The organism is Phenylobacterium sp., from assembly GCF_030697305.1.
Taxonomy (GTDB): domain Bacteria; phylum Pseudomonadota; class Alphaproteobacteria; order Caulobacterales; family Caulobacteraceae; genus Phenylobacterium.
This window is the reverse complement of record NZ_JAUYQL010000131.1, coordinates 1-11104: the sequence shown is the minus strand read 5'-3', so window position 1 is coordinate 11104 and position 11104 is coordinate 1. Positions and strand designations below refer to the sequence as shown.

Below are 11104 nucleotides of genomic sequence, written 5' to 3'. Positions count from 1 at the left end.
GGGATCACCTTCCGGCTGGCCGCGGTGGTCGCCTTCGGCTTCATGGCCGTGCTGGTAAAGCTGTGCGCCGAGCGCGGCGTGAACACCTTCGAGATCGTGTTCTTCCGCAACGCCTTCGCCTTCATCCCGATCGTCATCACCATCATGTCGAGCGGCGGGTTCGGCATGCTGCGCACCTCCAGGCCCGGCGCCCATGCGATCCGCTCGATCGTGGGCGTCACGGGCATGGTCTGCGGCTTCGCGGCCATGGGCATGCTGCCGCTGACCGAGTTCACGGCGATCATGTTCTGCACGCCGCTGGTGGTCACCGCACTCTCCGCGCCGGTGCTGCGCGAGAAGGTCAGCGGGCATCAGTGGGGCGCGGTCATCGTCGGCTTCTGCGGCATGCTGATGCTGGTGCGCCCCGATCCAGCCCACATGGCCAGCATCGGCGTCGCGCTGGCTCTTCTCCAAGTGGCCGGCGGGGCCGGCGCCATGCTGGCGATCCGTCAGCTCGGCAGCACGGAGTCAGGCCCGACCATCGCCTTCTATTTCACCGTGGCCGCCACGCTCGTTGGCCTGGTCGCCCTGCCGTTCGTCTGGACCACGCCGGACCCGCTGACCTTGCTCTACCTGGTGCTGATGGGGGTAGCGGGCGGTATCGGGCAGTTGATGCTGACCCAGGCCTATCGCCTGGCGCCGGCGGCAATCGTCGCCCCGTTCGATTACGCGACCCTGCTCTGGAACGGCCTGCTGGGCTTCCTTGTCTGGAACGAGCTGCCGCGCGTCACCACGGTGATCGGCGGTCTCGTGGTGATGGCGAGCGGCCTCTACGTCATCCTGCGCGAGACCCGCAAACCCTCCGCGACCTGACGCCCTTCCTGCAGCACGGCTCCCCCTGAGGACGCGGGGGAGCCGTGGCGCGGGACGCGGTGAACCTGTGCGGCCGCGGCGACGCAGCGGGACGGAGGGCGGTGGGGAAACCCTCGGCTGCGGCGCGACGCCATGGATGGAGGGCGGTTGCGGCCCAACTAGGGCGCTGCGGTATCGCCTTTGTATCGCTTGTGACGACGATGATTCCGAACCGCAACATAGCGGCCTCAATCGCGGCGCGGTCTGCGTGCGAAGGAGATCGCCCATGAGCCCCCGCATCGCCCTGGCGCTGAGCGTCGTTGCCGCCCTGGCCTCCGGTCCGGCGCTCGCCGCCGACGACGCGCCCTCGGTCCCCGCCAGCGAGGCGCCCTCCAGCGTCTCCGATCAGATCGACGCCTACTTGAGGTCATCGCCCGCCATCATCTTGCCGCAGGACAAGGCTCCGGGCGCGGTCTCGTCGGCCACGCCGCGCAAGGTGCACGGGGAGGTCAGCGTCGGCGTCGGCTCAAACGGCTATCGCAGTCTGTACGCACGCACCGATATCCCGGTCGGCGAGAGCAGCTTGCTGAGCGTGGCGATCGAGAAGTCCAGCTTCGACGGGCGCTTCGGATCACGGCGCATCCAGGGCCTGGGCCTGTCGTTCGCCTCCGGTGATGCGGTGGCCTCGTCCCAGGATCGGAGCTGCGCAACCGATCGCACGGGCTGGCGGGCGCCCCCGGGACCTGGACCCGGACCGGGCTTCGCTCGGGCCGCGGGGTGCTACGACGACATGCCCGCTCGCGGACCCGGCCCGAGGCCTGGACGAGGCGGCTGGCGGCGCTGATCCCCACGGCCTGTTTCAGGTCGGTGTCTTCAGCGTCTCACCGCCCGACATTCTGCTGGACAGGTCGCATGCGAGAGTGAAGGCCGCAAAACAGACAGGAGCCTTCATGTCCCGCCGCTACCTTCTGGCCATCGCGCCGGCCGCTATCGCTATCGGCTTCGCCGCCGCCGCGGCACAGGCGCAGGATCGCCCGGGCCCGGCCTCCCCCGCCGCCATGCAGGCGATGCACGACGCGCACGAGCGCCAGCGCGTCCAGGACCTCAAGATCGTCCTTCGCCTGCGCCCCGACCAGGAAGCCGCGCTGTCCGCACTGATGGCCGCTCACGATCGGCCGACCCCCGGCGATCGCATGGAGAAGCATCGGGAGATGGGCGAGGCCAAGGCCCTGACCACGCCGGAGCGTCTCGACAGGATGGGCAAGCGCGACGCGGAGCGCAGTCAGCGGACCGAAGGCGCGCGCCGCGCCTTGACCACGTTCTACGCCACGCTCAGCGCCGATCAGAAGCAGGTGTTCGACGCGCTGATGCGCCTGCACGGCCCAGAAGGCGGCATGGGCGGTGGAATGGGCGGCGGCATGCATGGCGGCATGCACGGCACGCACGCGATGATGGGCGGCCCGGGCGGCGACCACATGGGCGAGCCGCCGCGATGAGCATCGCCGACGTGCAAGGAGAATGTGGCGAAGTCGCTATGACCGCGCCACAGTTCCTCGACAGAGGAGTCTCCATGATCCCCGCCCCGCCGGTGCTTCCCGCGCGCCACATCCTGGTGGTCGACGACGACACCCAGTTGCGCGAGCAGATCGCCAGCTACCTGGGGGACTATGGCTATCATCTCCACGCCGCCGCGGACGCGCGCGCCATGGAGCAGGTGCTGAGCGCCTCGCCGATCGACCTGGTGATCCTCGACCTGATGCTGCCTGGAGAAGACGGGTTGTCGATCTGCCGGCGGCTGTCGGCCGAGGGCGGGCCGGCGATCATCATCCTCAGCGCCATGGGCGAGGAGGTGGACCGCGTGCTGGGCCTGGAGCTGGGCGCCGACGACTATCTCGCCAAGCCCTGCAGCCCGCGCGAGTTGCTGGCCCGCGTCCGCGCGGTGTTCCGGCGACTGGACGAGGTGCGCGGCGGCGCGCCCAAGCGCGGCAAGGCCTACCAGTTCCAGGGCTTCGTGGTCGACGCCCAGCGCCGCCAGCTCCGCGCGCCGAACGGCGCGGCCATCCTGCTGACCTCCGGCGAATATTCGCTGCTCAGCGCTTTCCTCGAGCATCCGCAGCGCATCCTGTCGCGGGACCAGTTGCTGGACATCGCCCGCGGCCACGAGGTCGATGTGTTCGACCGTGCGGTGGACGTGCAGATCAGCCGGCTGCGCCGCAAGCTCCACGCCTGCGCTGACGAGGAGATCATCAAGACCGTGCGCGGCGCCGGCTACATGTTCGACGCCAAGGTCACCCGCGGATGACCAACGGCCGGCCCGGCCGGCTGGGCGCGCCGATCGGCCTGCAACTGACCGGTCTGTTGATCGCGGTGCTAGTCATCGCCCACCTTGTCAGCTTCGCCGTCATCCTTCTGACGCCGCCTCCGCATCCGCCGATGTACCGGGTGGACGAGGTCGCCGCGGCGCTGGAGGGCGGGTCGCTGTTGGCGCGCTATGGCCGCCCGATGGTCCGCAGTGAGAGCGCGGCCCTGCCGGATGAATTCGCCCACGGCCGCGACGCCAGGCCTGGCGCAGGAGCCCTGGCCGTCGCACTGGGACGACCGCGCGGTGAGGTGCGCCTGAGTACGCGCGCGCCGTTCGAGGTTGGCCGCTTCGGTCACCCCCCTGATGCGCACAGAATGTTCGGCCCGCCGCCAGACGGACGCATGCGGCCTTCGCGCGGCATGCGCATGGGCGGCGAGGCGCCGATCTTCGGCGACTTCATCGCCGCGGTGCGGAGCCCGGGCGGCGGCTGGACGGTGGTGCGATCCAGCCCTGAGCCCTTCCCGACCGAGTGGCAGAAGCGCGGCCTGATGTGGCTGCTGGCGAGCCTGGCCGTGGTAGGCCTCTCAGCCTACCTGTTCGCGCGCCGGATCACCGCCCCGCTGAAGCGCTTCTCACAGGCCGCCGAGCAGCTCGGACGCAATCCGCAGGGACCGCAGATGACCCTGACCGGCCCCGCCGAGATCGGCGTGGCGGCCGAGGCGTTCAACGGCATGCAGGCGAGGCTCAAGCGCTACATCGACGACCGCACGGCGATGGTTGGCGCGATCTCACACGACCTGCGCACACCGCTGGCGCGCATCCGCTTCAGGGTCGAGTCCGCGCCGGGCGACCTGCGCGCCCAGGTGCTGTCCGACGTCGCCCAGATGGAGCACATGATCGGCGGCGTGCTGGCCTTCATTCGCAACGAAGGCGAACCCCAGCGGCACGAGCCGCTCGACCTGCTGTCGGTGGTCGAATGCGTCGTTGACGATGCGGCCATGGTCGGCGCCGACGTGGAGATCGCCAGCGGGCGTCCGGTGATGGTCGACGGCGACGCAGCCGCCCTGCAGCGGTTGTTCGTCAACCTGGTGGAGAACGCCGTGCGCTACGGCGCCCAGGCGCGCATCGATGTCGGCCGCGAGGGCGACAACGCCGTGGTGGTCGTGTCCGACCGTGGTGAGGGGCTGTCGGCGGAAGACCTGGAGCGGGTGTTCCAGCCGTTCTACCGCACCGACGCCTCGCGCAACCTGGACACCGGTGGCATCGGCCTGGGCCTGGCGATCGCACGCTCGACGGCGCGCGCGCACGGCGGCGACATCACCCTGTCGAACGGCGACACCGGCCTGCGCGCCACGGTGACCCTGCCGGCCTCGGGGTGAGGCGCGCTAACCCCCCAGCCGGGCGATGCGGTCGGCCGCTTCGGTGACGCGTCGCGCGGTGCGCACGGTGGCGACGTCGACCATCTCGCCTTCGAAGCGGATGGCGCCGACGCCGGCCTTCAGCGCCTCGTCGTAGGCCGACTGCATGCGCCGCGAGCGCTCGACCGCCGCGGGGTCGGGCGAAAAGCAGCGTTGCGCGACTTCCACCTGATCGGGATGCAGCGCCCACTTGCCGACACAGCCCAGCGCCAGGGCGCGGCGGCACTCCTCCTCGAAGGTCTCGCGGTTACCGATGTCCGAGAACGGCCCGTCGACCATGTCGAGGCCGTTGGCGCGGGCGGCGACGATCATCCGGTTGCGCGCATAGTGCCAGAGATCCCCGGGGTAGGCGCTGCGCCCCACCGCGCCCAGCGGGTCCATGTTCTGCGACGCCGAATAGTCGACCATGCCCAGCACGATCGCCTCCAGCCGATCGGTGGCTACGACGATGGCGTCGAGGTTGTGCATGCCCTCGACCTCCTCGATGAGAATCTCCAGCCCGATGCGCCTGGTTCGCCCGGCACGGGTCTCGAGATGGGTCAGCAGCAGGTCGAAGAAGGCCATGTCCGCAGCGGTGCGGATCTTCGGCAGCATCAGGGTGTCGAGGTTGTCGCCGGCGCCCTCGAATACCGCCAGCACGTCGTCCAGCACCCAGGGCGAGGTGATGTCGTTGACCCGCACGCAACGGGTCTTGCGGCCCCAGTCGAGGGTGTTCAGCGCATGCACCACCTTGCCGCGGGCCGCCACCTTCTCCGCTGGCGCGACCGCATCCTCCAGGTCGAGGAACACATGGTCCACGTCCAGGCCCGCGGCCTTCTCCATCATTCGCGCGTTGCTGCCGGGCACGGAAAGCTGACAGCGCCGCAGCCGGTCCGGCCGCGCGCTCACCGGGCATTCTCCTTGCCCAGGATGTTGTCGGAGATGATCCGCAACTGGATCTCCGAGGTGCCCTCGAAGATCTTGGTCAGGCGGGCGTCGCGCCAGTGCCGCGACACCGCAAACAGAGTCGTATAGCCGGCGCCGCCCAGGATCTGCATCGCCTCGCTGGTCACCCGCTCGGCCATCTCGGTGGCGAACAGCTTGGCCATGCCGGCCTCCATGTCGCTGCGCACGCCCTGGTCCAGGGTCACGCACAGATGCTGGGTCAGGTGTCGGGCGGCGGCGATCTCAGTGGCCATCTGGGCGATCTTGAAGCGGATCGCCTGGAACTCCGAGATCGGGCGTTCGAACTGGATGCGGGTCTGCGCATAGGCGGTCGCCTCGTCGAGCGCGGCGGACGCCAGGCCCAGCGCACGGGCGGCGGTGTGGGCGCGCGCAGACTCCAGCCATTTGCTGATCACATAGAAACCCTCGCCGCGCTTGCCGATCAGCGCGCTCTCAGGGATGCGGCAACCGTCGAACGAAAGGTCCCAGGTCTTCCAGCCGAAGTAGCCGATCTTGGGGATCGGCGCGCCCGAGACGCCGTTCGGCATTTCGCCGCGCGGTTTGTCGACCCGGAATGCGCTGAGGCCGCGGTGGCGAAGCGCCGTATCCGGCTCGGTGCGCGCCACCACCACCAGATAGTCGGCGCCGTCGGCGAAGGTGCACCAGTACTTCTGGCCCGTGATCACCCATTCCTCGCCGTCCAGCACCGCCTTGCACTTGATGCCGGAGAGGTCCGAGCCGGTGTCGGGCTCCGACATCGCCAGCGCGCCCAGCAACCGCCCGCTCGCGACCTGAGGCAGGATCTCTTGCCGCTGCGCCTCGCTCATCAGGTGGGTGCCGGGCATGCTGTTGCCGCGGGCGAGCAGGCTGGCGACGCTCATCCAGCCGCGCGCTAGCTCCTCGGCGATCAGGCAGTACTCGAACACGCCCAGGCCCAGGCCGCCATATTCCTCCGGGATCAGGATGCCGAAGTAGCCGGCCTCGGCGATCTTCTCGATCAGCTCGAGCGGAATGTCCCCCTGAATGGGATCCAGCCGGTTGGCGATCGGCGTGACCTCGCGCTCGGTGAACGCGCGCGCGCTGGCGCGGATCATCCGCCGCTCCTCGGTCATGTACGGCTCGGTGACGCTCATGCCGGCGCGGCGAGCGCCTTATCGAGGGTCGCGGTCAGCTCGGCGTCGTCAGGCGTCACGTCGGGCGAGAAGCGGGCCACCACGGCGCCATCGCGGCCGACCACGAACTTCTCGAAGTTCCAGAGCACTTCCCCGGGAGGCCCGGTCTCGATGCCGAAACCCTCCAGCCGCTTGCGCATGCCAGCGTCGCGCTGGGTAACCGGGGCGGCCACGGTCAACGCTTTATACAGCGGGTGCTTGTCGGGTCCGGCGACCGAGATCTTCTCGAACATGGGGAAGTCGACGCCGTAGGTGGTGCTGCAGAACTCGGCGATCTCGCTTTCCGTCCCGGGTTCCTGGCCGCGGAAGTTGTTGGCGGGGAAGCCCAACACCACCAGGCCATCGTCACGCTTGGCCGCATAGAGCGCCTGCAGCGCGTCGTACTGGGGGGTCAGGCCGCACTTCGACGCGACGTTGACCACCAGCAACACCTTGCCGGCGTGGTCGCCGAGCTTGGTGGGCGCGCCGTCGATGCTGGTCAGCGGAATGTCATAGAGGCTCTCGGCCATCGGATCGGTCCTTCAGGGGGGACAAGCGTGCAGCCGAGGCGTTCGGCGCCGCCTTATCATGCGCCGGATCCCGCAGAGCTCGCAATCCGCGGGCTCGCGGCCGAACGATGTTGTGCGTCGCAAAATCTTAGGGCGTGTCGCCTAGGCTGCCTTAGCCGCAAGTCCACCACGAGGCGCCACCCGTGACCCAACCGCAACTCTCCGGCGAGCCGTACGATCTGATCGTGATCGGCAGCGGCCCGGCCGGACGCCGCGCGGCGATTCAGGCCGCCAAGCTCAACAAGCGGGTGCTGGTGGTGGAACGCGGTCGCAGGGTCGGCGGCGTCTCGGTGCACACGGGCACTATCCCCAGCAAGACCCTGCGCGAGACGGTGCTCAACCTGTCGGGCTGGCGCGAGCGCGGCTTCTATGGCCGGGCCTATCGGGCGCGCCAGAACATCAGCGCCGAGGACCTGCGCAAACGCCTGCACATGACCCTCGATCACGAGGTCGAGGTGCTGGAGCACCAGTTCGCCCGCAACAACGTCGAAACCGCGCGCGGCGCGGCGCGCTTCATCGACCCGCACACCATCACCGTGACGGGCGAAGGCGTCAGCGAGACCTACGCCGGGCGGCGCTTCCTGATCGCGGTCGGCACCCGGCCCTACCGACCCGCGCACATCGGCTTCGATGGCGAGAACATCCTCGACAGCGACGAGATCCTCGACCTGCAGCGCATCCCCCGCCAGCTGGTGGTGGTCGGCGCCAGCGTCGTCGGCGTGGAGTACGCCAGCATCTTCAGCGCGCTGGACGTAAAGGTGACGATGGTCGAACCCAATCCGAACCTGCTGCCGTTCCTGGATCGGGAGCTGGCCGAGGAGTTCGTCCACGACCTGCGCGACCGCGGCGTGGTCATGCGGCTGGGCTGCAAGGTCGTCTCGGCGGTGGCCGACGGCTCGCAGAACTGCCTGGTGGCGCTGGACGACGGACGCGAGCTGCGCGCCGACATGGTGCTGTTCTCGGCAGGCCGCGAGGGCGCGGTGGGCGATCTCGGTCTTGAGGCCTGCGGACTTGAGTGCGACGCCCGCGGCCGGCTGGTCGCCGACAAGGCGACGTTCCAGACTGGGGTCGAACACATCTATGCGGCCGGCGACATCGTCGGCTTCCCGAGCCTCGCCTCGACCTCCATGGAACAGGGCCGCATCGCTGCCTGCCACGCGTTCGGCGAGCCGGCCCACGCCCCGCCGGAGTTCTTCCCCTATGGCATCTATTCGGTGCCGGAGATCTCCACCGTCGGCATGACCGAGGAACAGGTGCGCGCCGAGGCGATCCCCTACGAGTGCGGCGTGGCGCGGTTCCGCGAGACCTCGCGCGGGCACATCATGGGCATCTCCACCGGCTTCATGAAGATGATCTTCGCCCGCGACACCCGCAGGCTGCTGGGCGTCCACATCGTCGGAGAGGGCGCGACCGAGCTGATCCACATCGGCCAGGCTGTGGTGAACCTGAACGGCGGGCTCGACTACTTCGTGGAGAACACCTTCAACTATCCGACGCTGGCCGAAGCCTACAAGGTGGCGGCGCTGGACGCCTGGAACCGGATGCCCCGCGCGGCCGCCTGAGCCCGCCTAGTCCTTGATCTTCTCGTATCGCGAGGGCTCGCTCTCGCCCTTGCGGATGGCGCCGCGCATGTCGGGCTTGCCGTCTCCATCGGTGTCCAGCAGCGCGTAGTCGAGTTTACCGTCGCGGTTCTCGTCGACGAGAACCTTGTCGATCTTGCCGTCCGCGTTGGTGTCGATCAGCCCCATGATCGGTTCGCGCTTGCTGTACGGCAGCAGGAGGACGAAGTCGCTGTCGCCATCGCAGTCCTGGTCGACCAGCTCCTTGAGCCCCTCTGGATCGGTGGTCGGCTCGCTGAGCAGGACGGTCATCTTGCAGTTCGGATCCGTGACGACGGGCGCCGAAAGCCGATCCGTCGTGCGCGCCAGGAACACCTTCACGTCGTCGCCCGACACCGCGAAGTTCAGGCCCTCGCCGTCGCTGACGAAGCTGTTGATGCCGATGATCTCCAGCTTGTCGTCCAGCAGCGGTCCGCCGGAGTTGCCAGGATTGATCGGCGTCTGGGTCTGGATCAGCGTCGCCCGGTGTTCGATCTTGTCCTCGACCGACCAGGTCTCGTCCTTGCGGATCTGGCTGACGATGCCGCGGGTGTAGGTCCAGGTCTGGCCCGTCGGGTGGCCGATGGCGTGGACGTCGGAGCCGATCTGGACGTCGGCCGCGCCGCCGACCACCAGCGGCTTCACGCCGGCCGGCACTTCGGCGACCTTCAGCAGGGCCAAGTCGGTGACCGCGTCGCGGCGGATCACCTTGGCGGTCCGCACGTCGGCGTCGCCGACCTTGTCGCCCTCGGTCTTGGGCTTGAAGATCACGCCGACCTCTTCCGCATCGCCCACCACATGCAGGTTGGTGATGATCTTGCCATCGGCGCTGATCAACGCGCCGGAGCCCAGCGACTCATCGGTGATCACCAGGACCACCGACGGGGACGCCTCCTGATAGACGCGCACCTCTGCGCCCCCGCGGGTGGTTGAGCGCGCATCCGGCTGCAGTCTCGCCAGCGTCGAGCCGAGACGTGCGGCGGAAGGCCCGCGTCGAATGCGCGGCAGGGTGGTGTTCCCAGACTTCGCCGCCCCCTCGACCGAGGGCGGCGCGGCGCCCAGCCAAGCTTCCGGCGACGCCGCCGATGCGTATGATGGTGAAGCTAACAAGACCAACACCGCCGCTGTGCGCTGGAGCCGCCCCATGGCTTTTCGTCCTCGAAAAGTGTCCCTACGGCCAAGCCTAGCGGCCTTCGCCCTGGCCGCAAGTCTGGTTCTGCCTGGGGTTGCATTGGCGCAGGGCGCGACGGCGTCTCCTTGGGCGCTCTACTTCCAGGGCAAGGGCCAGGCGGCGCGTTCGATGCTGGAGGCGCGCCTCGCCGTTCCGGGGCGCGAATCGAAGCGCCAGCTCGACGACATCGGCGCCCTCTTGGACATCTGCATCCAGAGTTTCGCCTTCGACTGCGTGCAGGACCATGCGCCGAAGTACGCCCAAGCCGCGACCACCGCCGTCACCCCCAACGCGACCCAGCAGCGTGAAGGCCTGCGCTACGCCGACTACTATCTGAGCTATGCGCGGTTCTCCGGCGGCTCGCCCGAGGTCGTCGCAAAGATCCTCGACGGCGGCGCCTGGTCGCACGAGAACGCGTCCAACGCTGACCTCTACATCCGTCGCCAGTTGCTGGCCGCCGACATCCTGATCTCCCAGGGCAGACCGCTGGAGGCCGGGCGGCGCCTCGACAAGGTCCTGTCGCTCACCGCGTCCCTGACCAATCCGCAAGCGGACCCCTTCGTCGTCGCCCGCGCGCTCTCCGAGAGCATCGCCCGGCTGCTGGCGATCGGCGACGCCGACCGGGCCTACGGGATCCACGCGGCGACCCACGAGATGATCACCCGATCTCTGCCGCCACTGAGCGTGGAGGCCGCGCGCTTCAAGCTGATCGAGGCCCAGTTGCTGGAACAGCGCGGAGACCTGCAAGCCGCCGGTCGCGCCGCGGATGCTGCGTTCGTGACGCTCAGGCAGATCGAACTCGATCCACGCGCGCGCGATGGCATGCTCAGCGACGCCACGATCCTGGTCGCCGTCGCCTGCGCCGCCCGCCAGCAGGGCGAATGCGCGCGCAAGGCTCTCGCCGCCCACCCTTCCTCCGCGCTCTACGCCCAATCCGGACGCGTGCCCGCGAGCCCCCAGGAAGTGCTCTATCTCGCCGCCCGGGCTCTGGGCGCAGCGGTCGAGGGCAAGGACGATCCGGTCGCAGCCCAGGCGCTCAGCGCGCCCGTCGCCTTCGCCGCGGACCCCGACACCCGCCGCCGGATCGAGGTCTATCGCGTCGCCGGCGCCGCCCTCGCCTCGCCCGCCGGACGCGCGCGG

The 11104-nt window shown here is 69.2% G+C and carries 11 protein-coding genes; 7 read left to right on the top strand and 4 right to left on the bottom strand.

Going from position 1 to position 11104, the window contains the following annotated elements; all coding sequences use genetic code 11:
- The 5 genes from Q8R27_RS13630 to Q8R27_RS13610 all read left to right on the top strand — a co-directional run.
- Positions 1 to 852, top strand: an 852-nt coding sequence (locus tag Q8R27_RS13630; protein ID WP_305699532.1) for a DMT family transporter, incomplete at its 5' end; no start/stop codon positions are given.
- A gap of 265 nt (positions 853 to 1117) precedes the next feature.
- Positions 1118 to 1675, top strand: a complete 558-nt coding sequence (locus Q8R27_RS13625) for a hypothetical protein (RefSeq protein ID WP_305699531.1) — start codon at positions 1118 to 1120, stop codon at positions 1673 to 1675.
- A gap of 106 nt (positions 1676 to 1781) precedes the next feature.
- Entirely contained in the window at positions 1782 to 2327 is a 546-nt protein-coding gene (locus tag Q8R27_RS13620; RefSeq protein ID WP_305699530.1) for a Spy/CpxP family protein refolding chaperone, read from the top strand.
- A 74-nt stretch (positions 2328 to 2401) separates the two neighbouring features.
- Entirely contained in the window at positions 2402 to 3133 is a 732-nt protein-coding gene (locus Q8R27_RS13615; protein ID WP_305699529.1) for a response regulator, read from the top strand.
- Positions 3130 to 4512, top strand: coding sequence for a HAMP domain-containing sensor histidine kinase (locus tag Q8R27_RS13610; protein WP_305699528.1), 1383 nt, complete (start codon positions 3130 to 3132; stop codon positions 4510 to 4512). The genes Q8R27_RS13615 and Q8R27_RS13610 overlap by 4 nt, the downstream gene beginning before the upstream one ends.
- A gap of 6 nt (positions 4513 to 4518) precedes the next feature.
- Here the strand turns inward: Q8R27_RS13610 and Q8R27_RS13605 are convergent, their stop codons facing one another.
- From Q8R27_RS13605 to Q8R27_RS13595, 3 genes are read right to left on the bottom strand one after another with little or no spacing between them, the layout of a single operon-like run.
- Positions 4519 to 5439, bottom strand: coding sequence for a CoA ester lyase (locus tag Q8R27_RS13605; RefSeq protein ID WP_305699527.1), 921 nt, complete (start codon positions 5437 to 5439; stop codon positions 4519 to 4521).
- On the bottom strand, positions 5436 to 6608 hold the full coding sequence (locus Q8R27_RS13600; protein ID WP_305699526.1) for an acyl-CoA dehydrogenase family protein: 1173 nt from the start codon (positions 6606 to 6608) through the stop codon (positions 5436 to 5438). Before Q8R27_RS13600 ends, Q8R27_RS13605 begins: the two co-directional genes overlap by 4 nt.
- The gene (locus Q8R27_RS13595) at positions 6605 to 7156 is read right to left on the bottom strand and encodes a glutathione peroxidase (protein ID WP_305699525.1); all 552 of its coding nucleotides are present in this window, start codon (positions 7154 to 7156) and stop codon (positions 6605 to 6607) included. Before Q8R27_RS13595 ends, Q8R27_RS13600 begins: the two co-directional genes overlap by 4 nt.
- Positions 7157 to 7338: 182 nt before the next feature.
- Between Q8R27_RS13595 and sthA the strand changes: the two genes are divergently transcribed.
- Positions 7339 to 8757 carry a Si-specific NAD(P)(+) transhydrogenase gene (gene sthA / locus Q8R27_RS13590; protein WP_305699524.1) on the top strand — a complete coding sequence of 473 codons (1419 nt, stop codon included), beginning with the start codon at positions 7339 to 7341 and terminating at the stop codon, positions 8755 to 8757.
- A gap of 6 nt (positions 8758 to 8763) precedes the next feature.
- Here sthA and Q8R27_RS13585 read toward each other — a convergent pair whose 3' ends face one another.
- The gene (locus tag Q8R27_RS13585; RefSeq protein WP_305699523.1) at positions 8764 to 9939 is read right to left on the bottom strand and encodes a S1C family serine protease; all 1176 of its coding nucleotides are present in this window, start codon (positions 9937 to 9939) and stop codon (positions 8764 to 8766) included.
- On the opposite strand from Q8R27_RS13585, the gene Q8R27_RS13580 reads away from it, so the two are divergent.
- The coding region (locus tag Q8R27_RS13580) for a hypothetical protein (RefSeq protein ID WP_305699522.1) at positions 9938 to 11104 on the top strand (1167 nt) is incomplete at its 3' end. The genes Q8R27_RS13585 and Q8R27_RS13580 overlap by 2 nt on opposite strands.

What these genes read in the sequence shown, in the direction of transcription:
- Q8R27_RS13625 (WP_305699531.1), top strand. Translation starts at nt 1,118, where the DNA reads ATGAGCCCCCGCATCGCCCTGGCGCTGAGCGTCGTTGCCGCCCTGGCC.
- Q8R27_RS13585 (WP_305699523.1), bottom strand. Translation starts at nt 9,939, where the DNA reads ATGGGGCGGCTCCAGCGCACAGCGGCGGTGTTGGTCTTGTTAGCTTCA.
- Q8R27_RS13615 (WP_305699529.1), top strand. Translation starts at nt 2,402, where the DNA reads ATGATCCCCGCCCCGCCGGTGCTTCCCGCGCGCCACATCCTGGTGGTC.
- Q8R27_RS13610 (WP_305699528.1), top strand. Translation starts at nt 3,130, where the DNA reads ATGACCAACGGCCGGCCCGGCCGGCTGGGCGCGCCGATCGGCCTGCAA.
- Q8R27_RS13620 (WP_305699530.1), top strand. Translation starts at nt 1,782, where the DNA reads ATGTCCCGCCGCTACCTTCTGGCCATCGCGCCGGCCGCTATCGCTATC.
- Q8R27_RS13600 (WP_305699526.1), bottom strand. Translation starts at nt 6,608, where the DNA reads ATGAGCGTCACCGAGCCGTACATGACCGAGGAGCGGCGGATGATCCGC.
- Q8R27_RS13595 (WP_305699525.1), bottom strand. Translation starts at nt 7,156, where the DNA reads ATGGCCGAGAGCCTCTATGACATTCCGCTGACCAGCATCGACGGCGCG.